This is a genomic window from Kaistia soli DSM 19436, from assembly GCF_900129325.1.
GTDB classification, from domain to species: Bacteria; Pseudomonadota; Alphaproteobacteria; order Rhizobiales; family Kaistiaceae; genus Kaistia; species Kaistia soli.
Genome location: NZ_FQUP01000001.1, coordinates 644,986 through 669,918, shown reverse-complemented (window position 1 = coordinate 669,918; position 24,933 = coordinate 644,986). Strand labels below are relative to the sequence as shown.

Genomic DNA, 24,933 nt, shown 5'->3' with positions numbered 1-24,933 from the left:
GTCTTCTCCTTGTGTGCGCCGATGGCATCCGGCAGCCATCGGTCTCTCTCTCGTTGTCAGATTTGCGGGCGTCGGCCCTGTCGCTCGGGCACGAGGCGCAGGCCGGTGCCGAACACCGCCGAGACCCCATGCTGCAGGCGCGGTGCCCATTCGGTGGCGCGGGTCCGGTCGGTCCAAGCATCGGATTGATCCTCGGCCGTGACGGCGCTGCGCCTTCCGGAGGCGCTCTCGTCCAGTCGGCTATCCAGAGGCGGCAACGGCACGGTTCGTTCCATCTGCGGCGGCCGCTCAAGCCTAGGCCGATGATGGCGATAGAGAAGAAATCCCTTTGCCATCTCTCGAAGGCGCTAAACCGGCGCTAACATTTCGCCGGCAGTGCCGGCGCCGGAACCAGCGATGCCCTTCGTCACGCAATCGCGCGATGAACGGCGAGTATTGGACCTCGCAGCGGGTATTTTGTCTTCTGGAAGCGCAGAAATTGTATTTCCTACCGGCTCCTTGGGAACGCAACGTCCGACTCTTCGATCCCTTGGGCGTACTCAGATATCTAGGCGGCAGGTCGGCCCCGGGTAGCCGAACGCTTCGTGTCGGCATGATCGCGACCAAGATGTCGGGATGTGCGCCGGGCTGGGATCAAGTCGCCAGCACCTAATGGCAGAAACGGCGGGTTAGCCGGATTTCCAGGCAAGTACAGGCCATCGTAAATGTGACCAATGTCTATGGTGTGCCGCCGGAGGGATCTGGGCCACCCCGTATTGCCGCCCTTAGTCGCGAAGGCGATTAAGGGCGGCAGGCTTGTGAAGGGTGTCGATCACCTGATCGCGGCGGCTCCCGCAGGGGATCCAGTTGTCGGGGGCGGACACCGGTTCGTCTTCCCGTCAAGCGACAACGATGACGCGATTGGCCTTGGCCAAACAGCTCGGACTTGCGCCCGTCGTCTTGGGAGAGCTCAATGAAGGCGGCGCGCTGGTGCACGCCTATGGCCAAGCTTGGGGTCCAGTGATTTTCCAAGATCTGTTCGCGAAAGATCAGTGACCGGATCGAGGAGCACCTGCTGTTGCAGCAGGCGGTTAGTCCCGACGGCATCAGGTCAGCGGGTGGCCCACGAAACGTCGATAGTTGATCTGAGAGGGGCCTTGCTGGCACGCAGTTTCCAACGTCCGCTTCGCGCCCCCAAGCCGGACATGGCGATTCACCCTGCCACTGCCTGAAAGGGGACATCGTCGGCATGGGTGCTGAAGGCCGCTACGCGTCAGAACCGGTCACTGGTCCCACTCTGGCAGCTGATGCCAACGCTCTAGGTTTCGCAATCCAGGTTCGATGCTGTGCAATAGACGATCCGATGGACGCCTCAACGCAGGTGCTCGGCCAGATAGTCGACGAAGACGCGGACGCGGGCCGGCATGTTGGTGCCGCCGACGAAGACGGCGTGGATCGGCTCGACGTCGCCCGGGTTGAAGGCGTCGAGCACCGACACCAGCCGCCCGGCCGCGATGGCGTCGGCGACGCCGAAATGGCCGACGCGGGTGATTCCGACGCCGTCCATCGCGAGTTGGCCCAGCGTCTCGCCATTATTGGCCTCGATATTGCCGCGCACTGTCAGGGCATAATCGCGCCCGTTACGACGGAACGGCCATACCGGTTCGGCGCGGCGGAAGTTGAAATTCAGGCAGTTGTGGCCGAGCAGGTCTTCCGGCACGCGCGGCGTGCCGTGCCGCGCCAGATAATCCGGCGAGGCAACGATGGAACGGCCGGTCTCGCCGATCCGCCGCGCGGTCAAGGCACTATCCGCCAGCGGCCCGAACCTGATGCCCACATCCGCCTGTCCCGCCGCTATGTCCACCACCGTGTCTGTCAAACTGATATCGACGAGGATATGCGGATAGAGGCGGGCGAAATCGCCGAGCAGCGGCACGATGCTGAGCCGGCCATGCGAGAAGCCGGCGCTGACCCTGAGCCGCCCGCGGGGTGCGCCCTGATCGGCGATCGACCGCTCGGCCTCGTCGAGATCGGCCAGGATGCGCCGGGCAGCGCCGAGATAGCTCTGCCCTTCCATCGTCAGGGTGAGCGCGCGGGTCGTGCGAATCAGGAGCCGCACGCCAAGGCGCGCCTCGATGCGGTCGATCGTCCGGCTGACCGCCGATGGCGTTAGGTCCAGCGCGCGGCCGGCTGCCGAAAAGCTGCCGAGACGCGCAATGGCCGAGAACACCTCCAATTCCCTTGCACGATCTGCGCCTTCCGGAGCCATCTTTGCACCCCATTCAAAAATCCTTGGCGTGAGCCACGCCTACTCCCTTGCGTGGGTACCGTCCATCTTTGCGTGGAAGCATCATTGCCCAATCTTGGAGGTTACCTTGGAATATCGTCAGCTGGGATCGTCTGGGCTTCGGGTTCCCGTGCTCAGTTTCGGCGCCGGGACGTTCGGCGGCTCGGGCCCACTGTTCAGCGCCTGGGGCCAGAGCGATGCGCAAGAAGCACGCCGGCTGGTCGATATCTGCCTCGAGGCCGGGGTGAATTTGTTCGATACCGCCGATGTCTACTCCGATGGCGCTTCGGAACAGGTGCTTGGCGAGGCGATCAAGGGCCGTCGTGACGCTGTGCTGATCTCCACCAAGACTGGCCTCCCGACTGGCGACGGACCGGCCGACTGGGGCGTGTCGCGCGGCCGCTTGATCCGGCAGGTCGAGGCGGCGTTGCGCCGGCTCGGCACCGACTATATCGATCTGCTGCAATTGCACGCCTTCGACGCGTCGACGCCGGTCGAGGAACTGCTCGCCACGCTGGATACGCTCGTCGCAGCCGGCAAGGTCCGCTACACGGGCGTCTCCAACTATCCCGGCTGGCAGTTGATGAAGTCGCTCGCCGTCGCCGACCGTGATGGCCGTCCGCGCTATGTCGCCCATCAGGTCTATTATTCGTTGATCGGCCGCGCCTACGAGACCGACCTGATGGCCGTCGGCCAGGACCAGAATGTCGGCGCGCTGGTCTGGAGCCCGCTCGGCTGGGGCCGGTTGACCGGACGGATTCGCCGCGGCGCGCCGATCCCCGAGGGCAGCCGCCTGCACGAGACCGCGATCTTCGCACCGCCGGTCGAGGACGAACTTCTCTACCGCGTCGTTGATGCGCTGGACGCCGTCGCCGCGGAGACAGGGAAGACCGTGCCACAGATCGCGATCAACTGGCTGCTGCAGCGGCCGACGGTTTCGTCTGTCATCGTCGGCGCCCGCAACGAGGAACAGTTGCGCCAGAATCTCGGCGCGGTCGGCTGGTCGCTGACGCAGTCGCAGATGGCGACGCTCGATGCCGCGAGCGACGTGCTGCCGCCCTATCCGCACACACCCTATCGCCAACAGGCCGGGTTCGCCCGCCTCAATCCCCCTTTGGTCTGAACGCAAAGCCACAATGCCATGAAGTTCAATCCGCCCCTTCTCGCGCTCGCCGTCGGAGCCTTCGGCATCGGCGTCACCGAATTCGCCCCAATGGGCCTGCTGCCGGTGATCGCCGGCGATCTCGGCGTGTCGATCCCGACCGCCGGTCTACTGATCAGTGCCTATGCGGTCGGCGTCCTGCTGGGGGCACCGCTGATGACGATCACCACCGGCCGGATCCCGCGGCGCAGCCTGCTCATCGGCCTGATGGCGATCTTCACCATCGGCAATCTGCTGGCGGCTCTGTCGACCAGCTACGAGATGCTGCTCGTGGCGCGGCTGATTACGGCGCTGAACCATGGCGCCTTCTTCGGTGTCGGCTCCGTCGTCGCCGCAAGGCTGGTGCCAGAGAACCGGCGCGCCGCCGCCGTCGCGGCCATGTTCATGGGGCTCACCATCGCCAATGTCGTCGGCGTTCCGCTCGCGACCTGGGGCGGAGACCTGATCGGCTGGCGCGCCGCATTCTTCGGCATTGCGGCGCTCGGCGTGGTCGCCATGGCCGCGCTGCGGCTGACGCTGCCGGACATTGCAGCCGAGATCGGTGGCGACATGCTCTCGGAATTGAAGGTGCTCGGCCGCCCGCCGGTTCTGCTGGCGCTCGCTTTGACCGCGCTCAGTTCAACCGCCATGTTCACGGTCTTTACCTATATCGCACCGATCCTGCAGCAGGAGACTCGGGCCTCGATCGGCTTCGTCACCGCCATGCTGGTGACCTATGGCCTCGGGCTCACCGTCGGCAACTGGCTCGGCGGCCGGTTCGCCGACCGCTCGGTGGACCGCACCTTGATCGTGACACTGGCGTCGCTAATGGCATTGTTGGTCGCGTTTGCTGTGGCCATGCCTTTTGCCGCGCCGAGCGCGGTGCTGATCTTCCTTTGGGGCGTCGCGAGCTTCGCCTTGGTGCCGCCGTTGCAAATGCAGGTGATGTCGGCCGCTTCCGACGCGCCGAACCTCGCCTCCTCGGTCAATATCGGCGCCTTCAACCTGGGCAACGCCATCGGCGCGGCGCTGGGTGGTGCGGTGATCGGCGGCGGGTTGGGCTATCCAGCAGTTGCACTCGCCGGTGCCGCGGCGGCTGCGTCTGGCCTCGTACTCGTCCTGCTCACGGCCCGGCACCAGTCGCGGGTTGCGGCATGCGGCCTGACCTGAACGGCTGATAGCGACCCACAGCGGCCTTCCCAAGACTCCGTTGCGAACGGCCGCTTTGCGCCCTCAAAGCGGACGTTCACGCAAGCCTTGCCGTCGCCCGATGGCGGACGTTGGCGCCGAGATGCATAAACGTCGACTTTGCGCTGCCCATTTCGGTCGCTGAGATTGCCTTTGGATAGTTCCCGAAACCCGTCATTTGCCGGCGGCCAGGACGGATGATAGCGATCGTAGACTACAGATTATTCGGGCGGGGCCGTCGCCTCCAGCCATTGAGGTCACCATGCTCGGTCCAGGGGGCGCGAACTCTCTCCGGTCGTGCGTGCTTTCGTCGACGACCTGAAAGAAGCAAGCAGTCCCGGCATGCTGCTGATGAAAGATCCACTGGCCGTTCAGACAGCCGCTCGATCGAGACGGTCTGGGAATACGTCGTAGTGCTCAAGCATGCCATTCGCAATGATCGAGCCAGGGTTCGCGGCTCGAATGACTGACCATGGAAAGCGTACCTCCGGAACGCGCCGTAACCCATTCCTGCCTGCTCGGCTGGCTCGGCGACCTCGCCTCCGGCGTCGTGACGTCGATTGAGCTACGGCAAACTCGACGTCACACGAAACAGCAAATAGGTCCCGGCGTCACCGACATCTCCAAAAACCGGGGACGTGGACCCACTCAGGTGGCCGGCGTCCCGGTCACTGGCGCAACCGGCGCTCCGGGGCCGATCTTCTGCAGATTGCCGGTGATCACCTGATCGCCTTCCGACACACCGCTCAGCACGGCAACCAGGTCGCCGTTCGTCGGGCCGAGCGATACCAGGCGCTGGTCGACCGTATTGCCCTTGCCCACGACATAGACATATTTGCCGAGCTGGCTCGAACCGAGCGCCGCCTGGGGCACCATCAGCGCATCGGGCTGCTGGCGGACATGCAGGCGCACCCGCACATATTGTCCCGGCAGTAAGGAGAATTTGCCGTTGCCGATCGTCGCCCGCGCCGTGATGGTGCCGGTCGTCGCATCGACGATGTTGTCGATGAAGGTCAGTTCGCCCTTCTGGACCGGCTCCGGATCGCCGGGAAGCAGGACCTCGACATCGACCGCCCCCTCAGCACGGGCCGTTTCGATCTGCGCGAGATCGCTCTCGCTCGGATGGAAGGTGACATAGATCGGATCGAGCTGTACCAGCGTGTTGAGCACCGTGCCGGCAACGCTGACAAGCGTTCCGACGGGTGCCTGATTGTGCCCGATGCGCCCGCTGAACGGAGCGCGGATCTCGGCATAGCCGAGGTTGAGTTCCGCAGTTCGAACCGCCGCCTCCGACATGGCGAGCGCCGCTTCATCGGCGCGCACCGCGCTGGTGCGCTGGTCGAAGACATCCTTGGCGAGATAGCCGCTCTTGGCGAGCTCGGTGCCGCGGCCGAGGTTGGAACGCGCATAATCGAGCGTCGCGGCGTCGCGTTGGGCCTGGGCCTTGGCCTGATCGAGCGCCGCGCGGAAATCGTCGGGCGATATCCTGTAGAGCAGGTCGCCCTGATGGACATCGGCACCGTCGACGGCGTTCTGCTCTTGCAGATATCCGGGCACCCGCGCCTGCAGCGTGATGCTGCGGATCGATTCCGTCCGCGCGGCATAATCGAGATAGATCGGGATCGTCTTCTTGACCACCGACATGACTGGCACCGGCATGGCGAACGCCGCCGGATCGGGTGTCGCCGCTCCCGCGGTGCCGCCGCCCAGCCAATCGCCATGGATATCGAGAAGGTGGACACCGGCCGCAGAGACGATACCGAGCGTGACAACCGCGCCGAGCGTGATTTTCCAGATGCGCATGATTGATCTTTCCAGTTCTATTCCGCCGCTTCGGCGATCGGCTCGAAGACGGGCTCAGCGTTTGGCGTGCCGGGCTTAGGGCGGCCGCGGCGCTCGCGAAGTTGCTCGATCACCGCATAGAAGACGGGGACGAACACGAGGGTCAGCAAAGTCGCCGCCACCATGCCGCCGAACACGGTGGTCCCGATGGATTGGCGGCTCGCTGCGCCGGCGCCGGCGGCAAACATCAGCGGCAGCACGCCGAGGATGAAGGCGAATGCCGTCATCAGGATTGGACGCAGCCGCAGCCGCGACGCCTCCATTGCCGCCTCGATGATCCCGAGGCCGTCCTCGCGACGCCGCCTGGCGAACTCGACGATCAGGATGGCGTTCTTCGCGGCAAGGCCGATCAGCATGACGAAACCGATCTGCGAGTAGACGTCGATCTGCATGCCGCGCAGCCAGATCGCGGCGAGCGCGCCGAAGAGCGCCAGTGGAACGGCCAGCAGGACCATGAAGGGCATGGCCCAGCTTTCGTACTGGGCGGCCAGGATCAGGAAGACGAAGACGATGGCCAGGCCGAACACAACCGTCGCGATCGAGCCCGCCTTGAGTTCCTGATAGGTGATGCCCGTCCATTCGAAGCCGAAATCCTTCGGCAGCGCGATATTGGCGGCCCGCTCCATGGCCGCTACGGCCTGGCCGGAGGAGAAGCCAGGTGCCGGGCCGCCATTGATCAGGGCGGAGGCGTTGTTATTGTAGTGCGGCACGGTTTCCGGGCCAACAATCGGCACGAGACGGCCAAGCGTGCTCAGCGGCACCATGCCGCCCGAGGCATTGCGGACGTAGAGCCGCGATATATCGGCCGCTCCGGCGCGCGCATCCTTGTCGGCCTGGATCGTGACACGGAAGGTGCGGCCGAACAGGTTGAAGTCATTGACGTAGAGCGAGCCGAGATAGATCTGCAGCGTGTTGAACACGTCCGGCAGGTTGAGGCCCAGCAGCTTCGCCTTGTTGCGGTCGAGGTCGTAGTCGAATTGTGGCGTCGATGTCGAGAAGGACGAGAACAATTGCTGCGGGTTCAGCTCCGGCTGTTTGCGCGCCTCGGCGAGCACAGCCTGCGTTGCCTCGTTCAGCGCCGCGCTGCCGCGACCCGAAAGATCCTCGACCTCGAATTCGAAGCCGCCGGTCGTGCCAATGCCCGGGATCGAAGGCGGATCGAAACTCAGGGCAAACGCCTCAGGGATCTGCAGGAGCTTCATGCGGACATCGGCGACGATCTTGGAGGCACTCTGATCCGGGCCGCGCTCATCCCACGGCTTAAGGATCGCGAACTCCACCGCCGAATTGGATTGGGCGGCGTTGGTCAGGAAGTTGAGGCCGCTGATTGAGCCGACAATATCGACGCCCGGCGTGTCCTGCAGGATGTCGCGTGCCTTCTTCGCAACCGCATCGGTGCGTTCGAGGGCGGCGCCGTCGGGAAGCTGGATCACGACGAAGAAATAGCCTTGATCCTCGACGGGAAGGAAGGTCGATGGAATGCGCGTCGAAAGCAGGTAGGTGGCCGCCAGCCCCGCTGCGAACAGGGCGAGCATGATCCAGCGCAGGCGGATGAGAACCCGTACACCACGGGCATAGGCGTGCGACAACCTGTCGAAGCCGGCGTTGAACCAGCGGAATGGCGGGAAATGTGTCGGCGGCCGGTGACGGAGGAACGCAGCTGCAAGCGCCGGGCTGAGCGTCAGGGAATTGAACGCGGATATGCCGACGGAGATCGCAACGGTGAGCGCGAACTGGTTATAGAGCCTGCCGGCCACGCCGGGAATGAAGGCCACCGGCACAAACACCGCCATCAAGACCGCCGTCGTGGCGATAATCGGACCCGTGACTTCGGCCATGGCCGCGCGAGTCGCCGCAAGCGGCGGGAGTCCGGCCTCTAGCTGGCGCTCGACGTTTTCGACCACGACGATCGCATCGTCGACGACGAGGCCAATCGCCAGCACCATGCCAAGCAAGCTCAGCATGTTCAGGGAGAAACCGAACATCTCCATGACGATGAGCGTCGCCACCAGCGATACGGGGATCGCGATGGTCGGGATGAGCGTCGTCCGCCAGCTCTGCAGGAACAGGAACACCACGGCCACGACGAGAACCAGCGCCTCGCCCAGCGTGACGAGCACGTCGTGCATCGAGGCCGACACGAACCGCGTCGTGTCATAGTGCATTGCGTAGTCGACGCCCTTCGGGAAGCGCTTCGACAGTTCCTGCATCTTGTCCTTGACACGCTGCTGCAGATCGAGCGCGTTCGAGCCCGGCATCTGGTAGACAGCGAGCACCACGGTCGGGTCCTTGCCGAAGAAGGCCGAGGACGAATATTGCAGTGCTCCGAGCTCGATTCGGGCGACATCGCGCAGCCGTACCATCGAACCGTTGGCGGCATTGGCGCGTACGACGATGTCGCCGAATTGTTCAGGCGTGCTCAGCCTGCCGATGGCGTTGACCTGCATCTCGAATGCGGTGCCAGCGGGCGCGGGCGACTGCCCGATCTTGCCGGCGGCGACCTGTACGTTCTGCTCGGCGACGGCATTTTGAACATCGACGGCGGTGATGCCGAGATTGGCCAGCTTGTCGGGATCGAGCCAGATGCGCATCGAATAGCGACGCTCGCCGAAGATCTGGACGTCACCGACGCCCGGCAGGCGCTTCAATGGATCCACGACCTGCAGATAGGCGAGATTGCTGAGCGCGACCGGATCGACCGAACCGTCCGGCGACGTCAGATTGACGATCAGGACGAAGTTCGGATTCTGTTTCTTGATCGTCACGCCGCCCTGGTTGACGATCGCGGGCAACGAGGACGCGGCCTGCGAAACCCGGTTCTGGACATCGACCGCGGCGATGCTCAGGGGATAGCCGACTTCGAATGTGATGGTGATCGTCGCCGAGCCGTCATTGGAGCTGGACGACGACATATAGGTCATGCCGGCAACGCCGTTGATCTGCTGCTCCAGCGGCGTCGTGACCGTATCGGCCACGACCTGCGCGCTGGCGCCGGGATAGTTGGCGCTGACCACGACCTGCGGCGGCGTAATGTCGGGAAACTGCGAGACTGGTAGCAGGAAATAGCAGATGGTCCCGGCCAGGACCATGAGAATGGCGATCGACGACGCGAAGATCGGGCGATGGATAAAGAAGCTTACCATGGCGTGTATGCACTCGCGCCCGCTTGCTTGCGGTTCGGCAGCGCGGGCGCTCGCAGGGACCCCCGATCGTCCTGCAGCCGCGCGGGCACAGGATTCCGACGCCGCGAATGTGCCTTAGCGAGGGAACGCAGCGAAGCTTCCAATGCCAGCGGATCGACCCGATCCGCCTTCATGAGCATCTGGACCATCGAGTCGTTCAGCGCTTCGTCGATGGTGAAATCATCGTGCTGCGACATGGCAACCACTCCCGTTTGGATCCACGGCAACGCCAGAGATCGCTGTTCGTGTTCTTTGCCGGCGCGCCCTCGAAGCTGCGCCAGCCTTGCGCTTTCTCCCGTCCAACCTCGGCAGGAGACAGCGCAGAAAAGCCCCGTCGATTGACGCAGGGCGATAGAGGTGTTACAGGTAAGTAACAGGGCAGAAGTTACAGACCGGTCACACCCTAGTCAAGGGGTGGATGTACGGTTTTTGGGAGACAAGGAGGCTTCGATGGGAGATGGCGCTGCAGAGAAGGTTCGTCCGCGGGATCGCATTCTCGGGACGGCGCGGGATCTGTTTCACAAGCATGGCATCCGAGGCGTCGGAATCGACGCCATCACGGAAGCGGCCGGCACCAACAAGATGACGCTCTATCGTCACTTCGATTCGAAGGACGACTTGATCATCGAATGCCTGCGCACGGTCGCTTGCGACGCCAATGCGATCTGGAACCAGTTCGAAGCGGAGCACCCGAACGACAAGCTTGGGCAGTTGCAGGCCTGGGTTCGAACCGTGGCGGATGGCCTGAAAGTCGACGGGCGCGGCTGCGACATGGCCAACGCCGCCGTCGAATTGACGGAAGACGATCACCCGGCGCGACAGGTGATCAAGGAACTCAAGACGGCGCAGCGCGATCGTCTCGTCGGCCTATGCCGCGATGCGGGCATAGAACAGGCCGAACTCCTCGCCGATACCTTGTCGCTGCTGCTTGAGGGCGCGCGCGTCAGCCGCCAGAGCGTCGGCGCCGAAGGACCTAGCGCTCAGTTTGTGCGAATGGCGGAAGGCGTCATCGCCTCATTCCGGAATACGGCGCGCGCATAGTCCAGTATGGCCGGATGCCGCCTACCGACCGGCATTGTGCCGCGATTGGTGCTCTCGGGCATCGGGATGAACGTCGAGGCGGACGTCATGGTTCTCGCTCACGTGCATTTTATGGCCGAAACAGCGTAACTGCTCAATCCTGGCAACACGCTGCTTTTCCCGGAGCGGCCGATGTTCGCCTGCTGTGCCAGAACCATCCTGGCGTGCCGTTCGTCACCTACGTCAACACATCCGCTGCCATGAAGGCGGAGCCTGACATTTGCCGCACGTCGAGCAATCACCGCTTCAGACATTGCCCTCTCGGATAATGCAGTCAACCGGCATCTGCCGATCCAAATCGGATCGATGACGGCCTCTGCCGTCGCCGAGTTCCTTGCCATTATGGATTGGATGAAGCCGTGCTTGGGAGCGGCGATCCATACACTGAAGCGGTGCGTCCGCATCGGCCGCGGTCAAAGGTCCAGTGCGGGTCCACAAATGTCTGACGAGGTCACCGAAATCTTCGACCGCGGTGAGCTACGTGTCAGGACGTTGTTGGCTATGAGGGCTGTGCTATCGGCGTCTACGATGTTCATCGCCGTAAAGATATTCACGGGGTAGTGGCCGCAGCGTCCGCTTCTGATCAATATCGGCCCCTCGACTTCCTTTTCAGCGACTTCCGCTATGCGCCCTCTTTGCGGACGTTCGTCTCCATCTCCGCAATACCCGTAACCGGACGTTCCCTTTGGCTCTCAGGCATTGGACGGGGACTTCAACAGGTCCTCCTTCACTATGCGCTAGTATGTCCGGGTAATCTCGACAGCCGGCTCGGTCATTGTCCTAAAGTCATGCCGATCGGGACGGGCGGTTAGCAATGCCGCGGCGCAGCCGCGTCCCTGCGCGTATGCTCCTTGCGTTGTCCGGCGGCAATCCGACGTCATCTCTTTGGCAGGCATCGGAAGACGTCACACCGCCAGAATCGACCCGATCTCGCTCGCCGATTGCGCCAGGAAGGTGGCTCCAGCGTCGCGAAGGCGATCGCCATGGCCCGGACTGCAATGACGCCCGCCTGTGAAGCCGATGACCTGCATTCCCGCGGCGATCCCGGCTGCGACGCCGGCCAGGCTGTCCTCGACCACGACGCAGCGATGCGGCGCATGGCCCATGGCCGATGCGGCGTGGAGGAAGAGATCCGGCGCAGGCTTGCCGTTCTTCACCATGGATGCGCTGAAGATGTTCGGGTGGAATCGTGGCCAGAGGCCGGTCAGTTCCAGCCCGAGCCTCAGCTTTTCAGGCTGGCTGCTGGATGCGACGCAGAACGGCTGCGCCAGACCGGCCAGCAGGGCGTCGATGCCGTCGATGGCTTGAAGCTCGCGTCGATAGCCATCCTTGATCCTGGCCTGCAGGACATCGTCGAAATCATCCGGCAGCTTCTGTCCCCAATCGGCCTCCACCGCGATCCGCATCGATCCCGCCGAGAGGCCGGTAAAGCGCAGAACGACCTCTTCCATCGTGATGGGATAGCCGAGCCGCGTCAGTTCCTCCGCATCGATGCGGCAGGCGAGGAATTCACTGTCGATCAAGACGCCGTCGCAATCGAAGATGACGAGATCATAAGGTTGCAGCGCGGCGCTCACTTCGGGGGCCATTGGCCGATCACCACGGGCTCGCTCGCATCGAAGCGGTTGATGAGCACATCATGTTCGTCGATCAGGGCAACGCTGAAGGTCGGCGCCCCTGCGATGAAGATGGCTTCCGAACGGCTGAGATTCGGTTCGATCTGATGCGCGACGCCGCGGTTGCAGCTGAACGGCACGCCGCGCCAGCTTCCATTCGCATCGACATGGACATGGCCGAAGAAGACGTGACGGACCGTGCCGGCTGCGAGCACCCTATCCATGATCGCGGCGCTGTCGTTGAGGCCATAGGGTTCGAAATGCGGCAGGCCGATCGGCGATAGTGGGTGATGAGTGAAGATGTAGGCCGGCGTTGTACTTGCATCTTCGAGGCATGCGGCAAGCCAGTCCAGCCGACCTTGATCGAGTGCGCCATAGCCATGCCCCTCGACCAGCGTATCGAGGAAAATCAGGCGGCCGGCGGCGCAGTCGTGAAACGACTGGACGAAGCCATGCGCGTCGCGGGAATGATCAGTGAAGACCTCGAGGAATGCCGCGCGGTTGTCGTGATTGCCGAGCAGGAGACGGTAGGGAACGGCCAGCGCCTGCAGACAGTCGCGCAGTTGCGCATAGGACGCGGCATCGCCCTTGTCGGCGAGATCGCCGGTGAAGACGCAGATTTCGGCGTCGCCATGATCGCGGTTGATCGCCGCGATCACCGTGTCGAGACGTTCGGCGGGATCGAGCCCGTAGAGCCTGTCGCCGGGCGGGACGGTGTGGAGGTCGGTGACGTGAACGAGTTTCATGACGGGTGTTCCTGATGAAGGGCGCCGAAGGTCGTGCCTCCGGCGCCGCGTCGTTCGATGTTTTAATTGGTGGCCGGCAGAAGTGCCTTGACCTCGCTCGTCATGTCGGCGAGCGCGGCGTCGGGCGCCGTGGAGCCATTGGCGATGCCGGTCATCTCGTCATGGATGATCTGCGCGATCTGGACGCCATTTTCGCCCGGCCAGGCGAACCACGGACGCGCACGCGGCGTCTGCAGCACGCTGGTGTACCAGTTCGGATGCTGCTCGTAGAAGGCGCTGAGATAGTCCTTGCTGAGCGCGATGGTATTGGTCGGCATGTAGCCGGTATTCGGCACGACGATGGTCTGGCCTTCAGGGCCGGTCGCGAATTTGACGAAGCGCCAGGCGGCGGCGCGCTTGGCCGGGTCGTCCGTCAGGATGACGGCGACCATGCCGCCGGTCGGCATCGTGGCGTTGGCGCTGCCGAGCGGCTGCAGGGCGGTGCGAAGATGGAAGCGATCGCCGATCTGCTTTTCGAAGCCCCGCACGCCGCCGGCCGAGGCGAAATAGAAGCCGAGCTTGCCGGCCGTGAACATCTGCCGAGCGGAGCGCTGGTCGATCGCCGGCTGGCCGCCTTCTGTGTGGAAGCGCTTGAAGAGGGCGACCGCCTTCTGTCCGGCCTCGCCGTCGAAGGTGATCGCCGTCTCGTCGTCGTTCATCATCTGGCCGCCGAAATTGCGAACGAGATTCTGCGTCGTCCAGTCGTCGGAGCCGAGTTCGTAATACATGCCGGCGGTGCCGTCGCCGAGCGCGGCGATCTTGCCGGCGAGAGCCACGAAGCCATCCCAGTCGGTCGGGATCTTGTCGGGATTGCCGCTGGCCTTGGCGACGAGATCGGCATTCAGATACACGACCGGCGTCGACATCGCGAAGGGCAGGCCATACTGCTTGCCATCGATTTTCGCGAGGGAGAGCACCTGCTCCGAATACCCCTTCGCCGTCAAATCGTCGTCGGCGACGAGGTCGTCGATCGGCTTGATCAGGCCTCGGGTGACGAGCGGCTTCAACATGTTGAAGCCGACATAATGGATGTCGGGCAACTGGCCGCCCATGCTCTGGCGGATCAGCGTCTGTGCCGCTTCGCTGTAGTCCGGCGCGGCCGCGCGGTAGCTGATCTTCACGTCCGGGTTCGCCGCCATGAAGGCCGCGGCGATCGGCGTGTGGATCACTTCCATTTCCGGCCAGGCGTAATAGACGTCGAGCACCGTATCGGCATGCGCAGCCGAGGCCATGCCAGCGGCCATCAGGCCGGCAGCAAGGGTCGAAGCGAAAACTCTCATGAGACTCTCCTGGGGTGGGGCGGTTGAAGGGTCGGGTCAGTGCCGGCCGATGACCAGTCCGCGGACAAAGTGCTTCTGCATGGCGAGGAAGAGGACGACCATCGGCGCGGTGACGACCACGCCGCCGGCCATGAGCGCTCCGACCTGGCCGGCGCCCTCGCCGAGCTGGCGGAAATAGGCGATGCCAAGCGCAGGCGTCATCAGGTCGGGATCGGTCACGACCACCAGCGGCCAGTAAAGGTCGTTCCAGTGGGCGACGACGGAGAAGATCGAAAAGGCGGCGATCGCCGGCCAGGCCGTCGGCAGGATGATCCGCCAGGCGATCGAGAACTCGCTGAAGCCATCGAGCCGGGCGGCATCGAGGATCTCGTCCGGAAAGGTCACGAAGAACTGTCGGAACAGGAAGATCGCGAAGACCGAGATGATCCAGGGCAGGACCAGCGCACCATAGCTGTCGAGCAGTCCTGCCTTGGCCAGCGCGATATAGACGGGAATGGTCGGGATCTGCACCGGCACCAGAAGGCCGAGCAACACGGCCGCCATCAGCCAGGCCCGGCCGGGAAACGACAGCTTGGCCAGCGCATAGCCGCAGGGGATTGCGATGGCGATCTGCAGCAGGACGATCGCGAGGCAGACGACGACGCCATTGACCATGAAGCGCAGCAGCGGGATCCGCGTCATTGCCGTGCCGTAATTCTCGACGGCGCCCGCAAGGCTCGGATGAGGCAGCAGCGCGCCGCTGAAGATCTCGCTCTGCGGTGTCAGCGAGGCGAGGACCATCCATAGGAACGGCAGCAACATGATGGCGGCACCGAGCATCAGCACGCCATGGGTGGCGACGGCCGCGGCCCGTGACTGTGGACGCACCATCATGATGCGGCTCCGCCGTTTCGTGTCCTGCGCGGCTCGGCAAGACGCATCTGCAGCAGCGAGAGCGTCGTCACGAAGAGAAAGAACGATACGGCGATCGCCGAGGCATAGCCGGCGCGGAAGTAGCGGAAGCCCTCTTCGTAGAAGGTGTAGAGAATGACCGTGGTCGAGCGCATCGGCCCGCCCTCGGTCAGGACGACAACTGTCTCGAAGACCGAGAAGCCGCGAATGATCGTCATCACCGTCGCGAACAGCGTCACGGGCGCCAGCATTGGCCAGGTGACCAGCAGGAAGCGCTTCAACCCGCGATCGGCGCCGTCGATGGCCGCTGCCTCATAGAGTTCCTCGGGGATCGACGAGAGGCCGGCGAGAAAGAGGATCATGTTGAAGCCGACGAGCTGCCATATCCCGATGCCCGCGAGGGTGTAGAGCGCCGTCGCGGGATCGGAGAGGAAGCGGATCGGCCCGATTCCCACGAGCCCGAGAGCCATGTTTGCGAGGCCGAAGCTTGGATGCAGGATCGCTTCCCAAGCTGTCGAGAGCGCCACCAGTGTCGCCGCGACCGGCAGGAAATAAGCGGCGCGATAGAAGGATCCGAAGACGGAGACGCGCTCGATCAGGATCGCCGCCGCAAGACCGAGCCCGATCGAGGCGGGAACGACGATCGCGACATAGAGGGCTGTGTTGCGAAGGCTCGTCGCAAAGCCGGGGTCGGTCAGCATGCGTGCGTAGTTGCCGAGGCCGACAAATGTCATCCCCCCGAGCCCGAGCGAGGCATTCGTGAAAGAGAGCACGAGCACCAGCATGGCCGGGCCGAGCAGAAGCGCCACGAGGAGCAGCGTCGCCGGCGCAGTCAGCGCCATGGCAGCGCGTCGCTGGGCCGCATGGACCGTCCAGGACGGCATCGGCGCCTCGGGCCTGGACAAGGCGGGACCAGCGAGCGCGGCCATGTCAGGCCGCCTCGTCGCGGGCCACAGCCGAGCGACGACCGTTTCGTGGGAAGAACCAGGCTCTGTCCGTGTCGATGGCAAGATGCACCGCGAGGCCGGGACGAAGCCGCACGGCAAGCTCCGCCGGCGCGCGGACCACCAGGTCGATCCCGTCCGGGGCGCTGACGAAGACATGTGCCTCGGCCCCCGAATGCTCGATCCGCTTCACGGTGACCGGCATATGACCGCCCGTCCCGGACAGTACCAGCGACGCATGTTCGGACCGGAACGCCAGGACGCCGGGCTCGGAAACGCCGACGGCGTCGCGGACCGGTACCCGGCACTCGCCGATCCGGACGGCTCCTTGCACCGGTGCGTCCACCGGCAATGTGTTGAGGAAGGGCTGGGTCAGAAAACGCGCCACATCGAGATCGACGGGATTGCGGTAGAGTTCGACCGGCGAGGCGAACTGCCGAACTTCACCGCCGAACATCACGGCGACCCGATCGGACAGCGCGGTCGCCTCGCTCTGGTCGTGCGTCACGAACAGCGTCGTGGCGCCGACTTCCCGATGCAGGCGTGCAATCTCGCCACGCGTATGGATGCGCAATCCCGCGTCGAGATTGGCGAGCGGCTCGTCCATCAAGAAGATCTGCGGTTCGCGCACGAGGGCTCTTCCGAGTGCCACCCGCTGGCGCTGACCGCCGGAGAGGGCCGCGGGACGACGATCGAGCAGCGCTTCCAGTTGCAGGATCTTCGCCGTGCGGCGAACGCGATCGTCGATCGATCGATGCCGCGCGGCGGAGCCGGCCAGGCGCCGGCCGACGAAGGGCAGCCGCTCGAGACTGCTCAATTCGCGCATCACAAGGGGCGCGGCGATATTGTCGAAGACCGAGAGGTGAGGATAGAGCGCATAGCTCTGAAAGACGAAGGCGAGGCCTCGATCCTTGGGGGCGAGCGGATCGAGCTGACGTCCGCCGGCGCGAACGCTGCCTCGGTCCGCTCGTTCAAGCCCGGCGATGATGCGCAGCAATGTGGATTTGCCGCAGCCGGACGGTCCGAGCAGCGTCACGAACTCGCCCGCCGCAATCTCAAGCGAGACGTCGCGCAGCACCTGTCCCGCGCCGAAGCGCTTGGCAATCCGATCGATATGAAGCTCTGCGCCCGCCATCTCGCTCTCCTGCGATGGCGGAACGTTAGTGGTGTTTTATTTCATGAAGATGACGTTATGGAGTTTTGCTCCATAAAAGGTGTGGCCGGCATATGCCGCGCAAGGCTCAGCATCAGGCATTCGAGGACGAAGATCTTGCCGACAGTCGCCGTCAGCGTATCACCGATCGGATAGTCGTCCAGTCCAGCGGCTTGCAGGCGAAAATCGGCGATGTCGCCGAGGGGGCTTCGACTGCGGTTGGTGACCGCGACGGTCGTGGCGCCCGCATCATGGGCCCCTTTCAGAAACTTGACGGTATCCATCGTGAGCCCGGAGATCGAGATGCCGATCGCGACACAGCCGGGGCCGAGCCCGTTGGCGACTTCATGCGCCATGTTCGTGTTGCGGAATACGAGGGCGGTAAGCCCGGCGCGCAAGAACCGGAAGCCGAACATCTCCGCCACGATCCCGGACATGCCCGCGCCAAAAAGGTCGATCCGCCGGCTGGTTGCCAGGACCGACGCCACGGCATCCAGCGTCTCCGGGTCGCAGTGGCTGCGGGCCATGGCGAGATTTTGAACGAGCGCCTGTTCGAGCGTCTCGATCGAGGCCTCGCTGCGGACGAACATATTGTGTCGAACGCCGGTTCGTCCGACCTCGGCGGCGAGGGCGAGCTTGAAATCCCGAAAGCCCGTAAAGCCGATTTGTCGGCAGAGCCGCAGGATGCTGGCCTCGCCGCTGCCCGAATATTCACCGAGCTGCGAAACGGACTGCCGGAGGACCTTTTCCGGGTTCTCCACGATATATTTGGCGATGCGCGCGAGCGCGCTCGGCAAGTGCTCGATCTCGTCCTGAAGGCGATTGAGAATGCTGCGATCAGCGTCGCGTTCGGCCGCAGTCGCGTCGCTGCTTCGGTTCGAACTCATCAAGGCTCCAGGCGTCGCAAGGGAACAGCTCCTTCTGATACAGGATAGCCGGGTGGCCTGGGAGGACTGTATTCGGGACATTCCCAGCTGAGCTGCAGCGTGGTCCGCTTCGCGCCCTCATTTCGGACGGCGAAGGGCCCGAACCCGTTCCCCAAGACCTGCCATTCGCCGCGATCTGCACGAATGTCGCCGAAGCGTACAAAGCGCGTGCACTTGCCACTATCACCCGCGTGTCTGCCGCGAACTCGACCGCCACTTTTGGCTATTGCAGTGGTCGGCCACTGGCCGCGCGCCTCATCTCGACAAAGTTGTCCTTGCCATAGTGGACGGCGTTGCGCGCGAAATATGGCGGAACCTGCATGTCGAATTGCGCGTAGCCGTGGCTCACATCGCTGCGCAGGAGATCCGTGCGACTTCCGATGTCGAGGCGAAAGCGCTCGCCGGGCCGCAGCAGGACCGGCTGCGGCGTCAGGCTGAAGCGGAGCATCACCGGAACGTCCCGCACGAGCGGCTCCGGTGTGTCGACGTCGATGGCGATCTCAGTGGCTGTGGAGCGGGTCTCGTCGATCCTGCGGCACGCCGGCCGGATCATGCCCATCGAAGCATCTTGTAGCTTCCGTCCGCCGCGACGAGGCCGATGCGCGCTACCACGGGCCCGGTGAACTCCATTTCGTTCTCGATCGGCATTTCGAAGGCGAGGCATTGATTGGCGACCTCGTCGAAGCCGGCCGTGAGGGGCGCGCGAATTCCATCAATATAGGGAAACCAGAGGGAGTTCGCACTGTCCGGGCGTTCATGTGGCACTGGAAGGCGGCATAACGCACTGAAATTCAACGGACTTCGTCCCGAATTCCCTTAATAGCCACGGAAGGAATTTCTGCGCAGAACGAAGGGAAATTCGAGCCCCAACATCGAAATCCCAGGTCGCTCAGCGCATTTGCGGCGGCGCGCATCATTCAGCGGACTGGCTCGTAACGACGCGTTCCGATACTGCGGACAACGAGTGCGAGACGCCTTTCGGCGTCGCTGTATCGTCGGTTGGGTGCGGCGCCCTATACAGTCCCCTTGATCGGCGATCGAAGTCGATAGGAGCCGCTGCGAAGCATATCTTCCGTCCGCCGGGCCCGCTCGATGGTCAGCTGGCAGCGTTCGGTCAGTTCCTGGCAAACGTCGTTAAATTGCTCCTTGTCACCAGAAGCGAGGTGCAGCTTAGCTTGGTCTATATAGGCATTGTTATTGCGGATCGTGAGCATCAGATACATTGCCTCTTCGGCGACCGGTTCGTCGAAGAGGCGGAGCGCGCTCATGTCGAATGTGCCCAAACCACTGCCATAGAATCGGCCGATCTCGAGATTCACGACGTTGCGCCAAGCGACCTCAGTCTCATGCCCGGCGAGCTTTTCCTGAGTAATAGTATAGTGACGTATGACATTGGCCGCCTCGGTCCGAAGATGCCGGCTGGCCCGTCGGAATTCGCGGCTTTCGACGATCCAGTCGTTGAGCCGCGTGACGAGGAAGCCGATCCCCGCGCCGACCACGCACAAAATTACAGATATCGGTACGCCACCCAAATTCGCGCGCTCCTCAAGCATCGAGGGACTGACATAGACTAACATCAAAGGGTGGAGATTTTGCGCGCCTTGGCCTCGGCGGGTGGCGGGCCGCGCGGGGTCCCGGTTCACCTTATGGCGGTCGATGGCTGCAGGTGGCCGTTCGGCGCCGGTGCGGCCTGCGCATGACCCAGACGGTTTACGGCCCGACGGGTCCTTGCGGGCTAGCGACGCGGCGCATCGGATCTGGCAAGGCGGGCATTCGTGCGATTGGGCGCGATCTGCCGGCTGGCCGAGGCGACCGGCGTCTCGCGGGTTCGGGCTGCCAATTTTCTGCAGAGCCCCATCGCAGAGATCGGATACTCGCTACGTGCCTCATTTCGATGAAGCTGTCCTCGCCGTAGTGGACGGCGTTGCGCGCGAAATAGGGCGGAACCTGCATGTCGAATTGCGCGTAGCCGTGGCTCACATCGCTGCGCAGGAGATCCGTGCGACTTCCGATGTCGAGGCGAAAGCGCTCGCCGGGCCGCAGCAGGACCGGCTGCGGCGTCAGGCTGAAGCGGAGCATCACCGGAACGTCCCGCACGAGCGGCTCCGGTGTGTCAACGTCGATGGCGATCTCAGTGGCTGTGGAGCGGGTCTCGTCGATCCGTCGGCACGCCGGCCGGATCATGCCCATCGACAGGATCGTGTAACTTCCGTCAGCCGCAACGACGCCCGTGCGGGCCACGACGTGGGAATCGATTTCGTTCGAGCTGAAGGCGAGACTCACCGTCACAGGGCCGGCCAGTTCCATCTCGTCCTCGATCGACAGTTCGAAGACGAGGGATTGATTGGTGACCTCGTCGAAGCCGGCTGCAAGCGTAGCGCCCGGAGGGACGGCCGCCCAGCGGTTCTTCAGACCGTCGGTCGGCGGCTCTGGCGTCAGACAGTGCGTGGTCCTGTCGGCGCCATTCGATGCGAGATAGAGCCGTAGCGGCGCACTCTGCGGAGGCGGCCAGTCTTCTGCAGAGCCGTAGGTCCTGGCGCCCTGGCGCCAGTAGCGCACCCGCGCCTGGCTCGCATAGCCATTGTCGGCGCCGTAGAGGAGATGGTCGAAGAAGGCGAGCGCCTCGAGTTGCCAGTGATAGGCGGGCAGTTCATAGGCGGGAGATCCGATGATCAGCCATTTGCTGGCAGCTGGCGTGCCGGCGTTCTCGAACAGGTCATAGGCGCCGAACTGGTGCAGATTGAGATAGCCGGGGTTTTGAACGACCACGAACGGGACCGCGATGTCGCCCAGCGCGCCGGAAGGGCCGGCCGGCAGGACGCTGCTGGCGCGGGTCTTGCCGTCGAGCATGAGGGCGGCGAACAATCCGAGCGAAGCCCTTGTCGGCGTTTCGTTCCGGAATCCTCGCATGACCCGCGTCATGCGCTTCTTCAGTTGTGGCCACCACAGCCGTTTGAGCGGCGAGTTGGTGATGTGGCTAGCCATCGCGCGCAGCAGCGGCGGCACATGCAGCTTGAACTGGAACGGCGTGAAATTGGCGCCCATCCATGTCGCAAAAAAATCGGGCTGGGGTGAGCCGCCGAACATGGCGATGTGGCGAAAGAAGTCCGTGCACATCTCGATGGCGAAAAAGCCCTTCAAGGCCGCTTGGCGAAGCCGCGCTACCTGCGGCTGGGTCATGCCATAGTAGGACGTGCCGAAGAGCGCGACCTGCCCGTCACACCAGGGCTGCGCCGCGGCCCATTGAATGACCACGGCGTGGTCGGCGACGTCCGTGTCGTTCAGATAGACGGCGTCGGCACCGGTCGAGCGGCCCATGCCGCGGCGGGCCACGATGATATGGGCATAGCCGCGATCGGTGAACACCGGGGGGCTGCCGGCCTCGTTGGAGCCCGTCGGCGCACCGGCGGCCTGCAGCTCCTTGGAATAGGCGGCGAAGGCGATAACGGCGGGATAGCGCCCCGGAACCTTCGGAAGGTAGACATCGGCAGCGAGCGCGACGTTAGGCGCGACGTCGATCCGCTGGTCCGCCAGGATGCGGCAGCCGAGCCCCAATCGCGCGGCCGGGCCCGGTCTCCAGCCGGCGAGCTGCTCGCCGAAGAGCCCGCCCTTCAGCGGAATCAGATTGTCCCAGAACTCTTGCTTCTTAGTAATCGGCATCATCCGAGACTCCCTTGCGTAGCACCTCGTCGACCGCGATACGCCGGGCCGGCACTGCGCAGACCACGGTCCGAGCTAAGTCTACGATCCCGCCGGGTCGGCCTTCTCCTGGGATGCCAGTCGCATCGCGCGGAGCAGCCATTTCTGGGCGTCGTCCGGGATGAAGAAGCCGCCGATGCCGGACGAGAACAGCAGGTCGAGAGACTGCTCCGTCACGCGCTCCAACGCCCTCTCTAGATCCTCGCCCGCCTCGGGCTTCGGCGGTACGATGATGATGATGGTGTCGTCCGCCTGCTCGATGATCTCGATCTTCAGGTCCGGCCCTGGCGTGTAGCCGAATTCCGCTGAGACGGTGGCGACCGGATCGGCCAGCAGCCTGGCACGATAGGCCGGATCGGTCGCGATGCGCTCGTAAGTAGCCTCGACGAAATCAGGGCTGCGCATGACCATCCCCCGTCTGGCGCGCGGCGTTGCGCAGGGCGAGCAGCTTGAACTTGGCTGCAACCGGCACCAGCCAGATGAACAGACCCTTGCTCGACCAGAGGTCGAACTGGTTGAGGGGCGCCGTCGGCGGCGGCGAGCCCGGGCTCCGGACCGGCGGTATCGTGAAGTAGATCCTGTCGCGCTTCTGAACGACGACCTTCACCTTGACCCCGGCCGGCACCGACAGGCCGATCGACTGCAGGGCCTCGTCGGGCCGCTCTTCCAGTCGATCCGCGAAGGCGTCGTCCGCCCAGACGCGCCTCGTCAGCTTTCTCTCGAAATCTCCGGTCATGATGCCTCCTCAAAGGGAATCGACGTTATGGCGACGCGCCTTCGCGGTGCGCTGGACGCCCTGCTCAGGCCGGTGCGGAAAACCGCGCCAGATAAGCGGCGATCTCCGGCCAGTCTCGCTCCGGCACGGACATCGCCAGATAGCCGTCGGGCCGGACGAGGGCGAGGCCGCCCGCCGCCTGCGGGGAGCGAAGCTGCGGCTCCAGCAGGGCCGGGAACTGCGACACCAGCGACGCGGCGCCCTCGCCGGTGCCATGCAGGCTGAAGCGCGGTGAATCGGCCCCGCCATAGGGCGTCTCGCCGACCGCTGGCGGCACGCGGGTGCCGGCAGCGGCGCCGTCGTCCGACGGTCCGTTCAGCGGGCTTTGCGGATAGCCGATCGCGACCTCGGTGATCATCCCGGCGATGGCATGCTGGGCGGCGGGCAGGCCAAGGACGAGATGCGCGACGAAATTGCGGACGTCCTGCAGGGCGTGGCTCTCCAGCGTCGCGGCCTTGGTGAGCCGACCGGATTCACGGATCACTTCGGCTCCGACGGGCCGGCGCTCGGCGTCGTAGCTGTCGAGCAGCACCGGCGCCGTGGAGATGCCCCGGCTGACGAGAGCCAGCTTCCAGGCGAGGTTGATCGCGTCCTGCATGCCGGTATTCATGCCCTGGCCGCCGGCCGGGCTGTGCACGTGGGCGGCGTCGCCGGCGAGGAAGATCCGGCCGGAGCGGTAAGCGTCGACCTGCCGTTCATTGATACGGAAGGCGCTGGTCCACACCGTGTCCGTCAGCGTGATGCCGCCGGGCCCGCGGCGGTCGATGACTTTCTGGAAGGCGGCGAGGTCGAGCGGAACGGGTTCGACGTCCGACGAGGGGCCGAGGCTGGTGATGATGCGATAGCGATCCGGCGCCATCGGGAAGAACATCAGCGCACCTTCCGGATGCCAGAAGATGGCGAGTTCCGAGGCGGGAATCGGCATGCCGGTCAGGTGAAAATCGCCCTGGGTCCAGTCGAGGCCGAGCGTGTCGCCCTCGAACTCGAGGCCGAGGCGATGGCGTACCACGCTGTGGGAGCCGTCGCAGGCGACGAGCCAGTCGAAGCGTTCCGTGGTCTCCGTCCCGTCCGCGGCGCGCAACGTCGCGCTAACGCCGTCCGCATCCTGCGCGATGTCCGCGAGCTCCGTGGAGAATTGGGGCTCGACGCCCTGCGCCTTCAGGTGGCGGCGCAGCACGCCTTCCGTCTCGTATTGCGGCGCCATGAGCGCGAAGGGGAACGATGACGGGATTCCGTCGAGCTTGATCTGTCCGACCAGGGTGTTGCCGGAGAAGATCTTGGCCGACACCACGTGATTGCTCGCTTTGACGAGGTCTGCTGCCACGCCGGAGCGATCGAGCAGTTCCAGCGTGCGCGGCCAGATCGCGACGGCCCGCGACGTGTCCGAAGGTCCGGAAATCTTGTCGATCACGCGGACCGAAACGCCGTAGCGCGAAAGTTCAAGCGCCATCGTCAGCCCGACCGGCCCGGCGCCGGCTACCAGAACGCAATCTGTCATTTTGGCTCCCCTCAACTTCTGTTCCACCGGCGAAGATTCAGTTCGGCCGGCATGATCTGCGTCGACCGCGGCGCAACGCTGGCTTGGTTCGCTTCCCGAGGACCCGCCGCAGCAGGTCCTCGTGCTTCGCCATGCCGCCTATTGTTCCTCCTCGAACAGCCACAGTTCCGCCGTCGGTTGCGGAATTCCGTTGTTCGCCTCGCGCAGGCCGAGGAAGGCCGGAATCCGGCGCTGCTGCTCCGGCGTCAGCGTGGCGACCAGCGGCTTCAGTGCCTCGGCGACGGTCTTGAGCTCGGCGGCACGCGTCGCCTCCGCGTCGGCGGTCCGCTCCAGAATGTCGACAAAGCTCGCCGGCTCAGGGGCGTCTGCGCGCTTGGCCCGCCGCGCGGCCGAACTTGCAGCGATCTGCCGAATGGCTGTCTCCACAGGCGCCCACAGCTTCTCCTGATCGACGGAGAGACCGATTACGGTCTTGAGGGCAATGATGCGGGCGTCGAGGACGGCCTGTGCATCGGCCTCCGTGTAGATTTCGACGGCGGGAGGATTGGCCGGCGGCGTTGCGTCCTCGGCCAGGACGGGATGTGCCGAGGCGAGGAAAGCACCCAGCGCGATCGCGGTCAGGAATGTTGTTTTCATGATGTTGCTCTGTTGTGTGCGGATCGGTTTC

22 protein-coding genes and 2 pseudogenes are annotated in these 24,933 nt (G+C 64.3%); 5 read left to right on the top strand and 19 right to left on the bottom strand.

Translation table 11 applies throughout. The features are described from left to right. Positions 1–56: 56 nt before the first annotated feature. Complete coding sequence (locus BUB39_RS25615; protein WP_139251326.1) at positions 57–263, bottom strand: hypothetical protein; 207 nt, start codon at positions 261–263, stop codon at positions 57–59. Positions 264–767: 504 nt separating this feature from the next. On the opposite strand from BUB39_RS25615, the pseudogene BUB39_RS25675 reads away from it, so the two are divergent. Continuing rightward, positions 768–1,035 (top strand): annotated as a pseudogene (locus tag BUB39_RS25675) (NADP oxidoreductase coenzyme); the annotation flags it as partial. A 316-nt stretch (positions 1,036–1,351) separates the two neighbouring features. Here BUB39_RS25675 and BUB39_RS03400 read toward each other — a convergent pair. Next, complete coding sequence (locus BUB39_RS03400) at positions 1,352–2,248, bottom strand: LysR family transcriptional regulator (protein WP_073051604.1); 897 nt, start codon at positions 2,246–2,248, stop codon at positions 1,352–1,354. A 106-nt stretch (positions 2,249–2,354) separates the two neighbouring features. On the opposite strand from BUB39_RS03400, the gene BUB39_RS03395 reads away from it, so the two are divergent. Continuing rightward, the gene (locus BUB39_RS03395; protein WP_073051603.1) at positions 2,355–3,389 is read left to right on the top strand and encodes an aldo/keto reductase; all 1,035 of its coding nucleotides are present in this window, start codon (positions 2,355–2,357) and stop codon (positions 3,387–3,389) included. A gap of 18 nt (positions 3,390–3,407) precedes the next feature. Continuing rightward, the gene (locus BUB39_RS03390) at positions 3,408–4,577 is read left to right on the top strand and encodes an MFS transporter (protein ID WP_073051602.1); all 1,170 of its coding nucleotides are present in this window, start codon (positions 3,408–3,410) and stop codon (positions 4,575–4,577) included. Positions 4,578–5,243: 666 nt separating this feature from the next. Here the strand turns inward: BUB39_RS03390 and BUB39_RS03385 are convergent. The 3 genes from BUB39_RS03385 to BUB39_RS03375 are packed head-to-tail and all read right to left on the bottom strand — an operon-like array spanning position 5,244 to position 9,816. Continuing rightward, positions 5,244–6,398 carry an efflux RND transporter periplasmic adaptor subunit gene (locus tag BUB39_RS03385; RefSeq protein WP_073051601.1) on the bottom strand — a complete coding sequence of 385 codons (1,155 nt, stop codon included), beginning with the start codon at positions 6,396–6,398 and terminating at the stop codon, positions 5,244–5,246. Between the two features lie 17 nt (positions 6,399–6,415). Beyond that, complete coding sequence (locus tag BUB39_RS03380) at positions 6,416–9,580, bottom strand: efflux RND transporter permease subunit (protein WP_073051600.1); 3,165 nt, start codon at positions 9,578–9,580, stop codon at positions 6,416–6,418. Beyond that, the gene (locus tag BUB39_RS03375) at positions 9,574–9,816 is read right to left on the bottom strand and encodes a hypothetical protein (RefSeq protein WP_073051599.1); all 243 of its coding nucleotides are present in this window, start codon (positions 9,814–9,816) and stop codon (positions 9,574–9,576) included. Before BUB39_RS03375 ends, BUB39_RS03380 begins: the two co-directional genes overlap by 7 nt. A 253-nt stretch (positions 9,817–10,069) precedes the next feature. Between BUB39_RS03375 and BUB39_RS03370 the strand changes: the two genes are divergently transcribed. Next, complete coding sequence (locus BUB39_RS03370) at positions 10,070–10,660, top strand: TetR/AcrR family transcriptional regulator (RefSeq protein ID WP_073051598.1); 591 nt, start codon at positions 10,070–10,072, stop codon at positions 10,658–10,660. A 45-nt stretch (positions 10,661–10,705) separates the two neighbouring features. Further along, positions 10,706–10,944, top strand: a pseudogene (gene nadA, locus BUB39_RS03365) (quinolinate synthase NadA); the annotation flags it as partial. 660 nt (positions 10,945–11,604) lie between these two features. Here the strand turns inward: nadA and BUB39_RS03355 are convergent. The 14 genes from BUB39_RS03355 to BUB39_RS03285 all read right to left on the bottom strand — a co-directional run bounded on the left by BUB39_RS03355 (position 11,605) and on the right by BUB39_RS03285 (position 24,902). Beyond that, complete coding sequence (locus BUB39_RS03355) at positions 11,605–12,288, bottom strand: HAD family hydrolase (protein WP_073051595.1); 684 nt, start codon at positions 12,286–12,288, stop codon at positions 11,605–11,607. Next, positions 12,273–13,061, bottom strand: a complete 789-nt coding sequence (locus BUB39_RS03350; RefSeq protein ID WP_073051594.1) for a phosphodiesterase — start codon at positions 13,059–13,061, stop codon at positions 12,273–12,275. Before BUB39_RS03350 ends, BUB39_RS03355 begins: the two co-directional genes overlap by 16 nt. Positions 13,062–13,123: 62 nt before the next feature. Continuing rightward, complete coding sequence (locus BUB39_RS03345) at positions 13,124–14,380, bottom strand: ABC transporter substrate-binding protein (RefSeq protein ID WP_073051593.1); 1,257 nt, start codon at positions 14,378–14,380, stop codon at positions 13,124–13,126. A 36-nt stretch (positions 14,381–14,416) separates the two neighbouring features. Beyond that, positions 14,417–15,250, bottom strand: a complete 834-nt coding sequence (locus tag BUB39_RS03340) for a carbohydrate ABC transporter permease (protein ID WP_073052725.1) — start codon at positions 15,248–15,250, stop codon at positions 14,417–14,419. After that, positions 15,250–16,200: a carbohydrate ABC transporter permease gene (locus BUB39_RS03335; protein WP_073051592.1), complete on the bottom strand. Its 951-nt coding sequence runs from the start codon at positions 16,198–16,200 to the stop codon at positions 15,250–15,252. Before BUB39_RS03335 ends, BUB39_RS03340 begins: the two co-directional genes overlap by 1 nt. Position 16,201: 1 nt before the next feature. Then, a complete protein-coding gene (locus BUB39_RS03330; protein WP_073051591.1) occupies positions 16,202–17,350 on the bottom strand; it encodes an ABC transporter ATP-binding protein in 1,149 nt (382 codons plus the stop codon). Between the two features lie 41 nt (positions 17,351–17,391). Then, the gene (locus tag BUB39_RS03325; RefSeq protein WP_073051590.1) at positions 17,392–18,255 is read right to left on the bottom strand and encodes a MurR/RpiR family transcriptional regulator; all 864 of its coding nucleotides are present in this window, start codon (positions 18,253–18,255) and stop codon (positions 17,392–17,394) included. Between the two features lie 262 nt (positions 18,256–18,517). Then, entirely contained in the window at positions 18,518–18,853 is a 336-nt protein-coding gene (locus BUB39_RS03320) for a hypothetical protein (protein ID WP_073051589.1), read from the bottom strand. Positions 18,854–19,307: 454 nt separating this feature from the next. Continuing rightward, entirely contained in the window at positions 19,308–19,826 is a 519-nt protein-coding gene (locus BUB39_RS03310; RefSeq protein WP_139251325.1) for a hypothetical protein, read from the bottom strand. Between the two features lie 178 nt (positions 19,827–20,004). Continuing rightward, positions 20,005–21,957, bottom strand: a complete 1,953-nt coding sequence (locus tag BUB39_RS03305) for a CocE/NonD family hydrolase (RefSeq protein ID WP_084526855.1) — start codon at positions 21,955–21,957, stop codon at positions 20,005–20,007. Between the two features lie 78 nt (positions 21,958–22,035). Continuing rightward, a complete protein-coding gene (locus BUB39_RS03300; RefSeq protein WP_073051586.1) occupies positions 22,036–22,398 on the bottom strand; it encodes a hypothetical protein in 363 nt (120 codons plus the stop codon). Beyond that, entirely contained in the window at positions 22,385–22,729 is a 345-nt protein-coding gene (locus BUB39_RS03295) for a hypothetical protein (RefSeq protein ID WP_073051585.1), read from the bottom strand. Before BUB39_RS03295 ends, BUB39_RS03300 begins: the two co-directional genes overlap by 14 nt. Before the next feature lie 64 nt (positions 22,730–22,793). After that, on the bottom strand, positions 22,794–24,266 hold the full coding sequence (locus BUB39_RS03290; protein ID WP_073051584.1) for an FAD-dependent monooxygenase: 1,473 nt from the start codon (positions 24,264–24,266) through the stop codon (positions 22,794–22,796). A 138-nt stretch (positions 24,267–24,404) separates the two neighbouring features. After that, a complete protein-coding gene (locus BUB39_RS03285) occupies positions 24,405–24,902 on the bottom strand; it encodes a Spy/CpxP family protein refolding chaperone (RefSeq protein WP_073051583.1) in 498 nt (165 codons plus the stop codon). Between the last annotated feature and the right edge of the window lie 31 nt (positions 24,903–24,933).

Coding starts and splice junctions, on each gene's coding strand:
- BUB39_RS03380 (WP_073051600.1), bottom strand. CDS start 9,580: ATGGTAAGCTTCTTTATCCATCGCCCGATCTTCGCGTCGTCGATCGCC.
- BUB39_RS03390 (WP_073051602.1), top strand. CDS start 3,408: ATGAAGTTCAATCCGCCCCTTCTCGCGCTCGCCGTCGGAGCCTTCGGC.
- BUB39_RS03385 (WP_073051601.1), bottom strand. CDS start 6,398: ATGCGCATCTGGAAAATCACGCTCGGCGCGGTTGTCACGCTCGGTATC.
- BUB39_RS03335 (WP_073051592.1), bottom strand. CDS start 16,200: ATGGCCGCGCTCGCTGGTCCCGCCTTGTCCAGGCCCGAGGCGCCGATG.
- BUB39_RS03295 (WP_073051585.1), bottom strand. CDS start 22,729: ATGACCGGAGATTTCGAGAGAAAGCTGACGAGGCGCGTCTGGGCGGAC.
- BUB39_RS03285 (WP_073051583.1), bottom strand. CDS start 24,902: ATGAAAACAACATTCCTGACCGCGATCGCGCTGGGTGCTTTCCTCGCC.
- BUB39_RS03340 (WP_073052725.1), bottom strand. CDS start 15,250: ATGGTGCGTCCACAGTCACGGGCCGCGGCCGTCGCCACCCATGGCGTG.
- BUB39_RS03290 (WP_073051584.1), bottom strand. CDS start 24,266: ATGACAGATTGCGTTCTGGTAGCCGGCGCCGGGCCGGTCGGGCTGACG.
- BUB39_RS03355 (WP_073051595.1), bottom strand. CDS start 12,288: ATGGCCCCCGAAGTGAGCGCCGCGCTGCAACCTTATGATCTCGTCATC.
- BUB39_RS03305 (WP_084526855.1), bottom strand. CDS start 21,957: ATGATGCCGATTACTAAGAAGCAAGAGTTCTGGGACAATCTGATTCCG.
- BUB39_RS03330 (WP_073051591.1), bottom strand. CDS start 17,350: ATGGCGGGCGCAGAGCTTCATATCGATCGGATTGCCAAGCGCTTCGGC.
- BUB39_RS03345 (WP_073051593.1), bottom strand. CDS start 14,380: ATGAGAGTTTTCGCTTCGACCCTTGCTGCCGGCCTGATGGCCGCTGGC.
- BUB39_RS03400 (WP_073051604.1), bottom strand. CDS start 2,248: ATGGCTCCGGAAGGCGCAGATCGTGCAAGGGAATTGGAGGTGTTCTCG.
- BUB39_RS03325 (WP_073051590.1), bottom strand. CDS start 18,255: ATGAGTTCGAACCGAAGCAGCGACGCGACTGCGGCCGAACGCGACGCT.
- BUB39_RS03350 (WP_073051594.1), bottom strand. CDS start 13,061: ATGAAACTCGTTCACGTCACCGACCTCCACACCGTCCCGCCCGGCGAC.
- BUB39_RS03320 (WP_073051589.1), bottom strand. CDS start 18,853: ATGGGCATGATCCGGCCGGCGTGCCGCAGGATCGACGAGACCCGCTCC.
- BUB39_RS03370 (WP_073051598.1), top strand. CDS start 10,070: ATGGGAGATGGCGCTGCAGAGAAGGTTCGTCCGCGGGATCGCATTCTC.
- BUB39_RS03375 (WP_073051599.1), bottom strand. CDS start 9,816: ATGTCGCAGCACGATGATTTCACCATCGACGAAGCGCTGAACGACTCG.
- BUB39_RS03300 (WP_073051586.1), bottom strand. CDS start 22,398: ATGCGCAGCCCTGATTTCGTCGAGGCTACTTACGAGCGCATCGCGACC.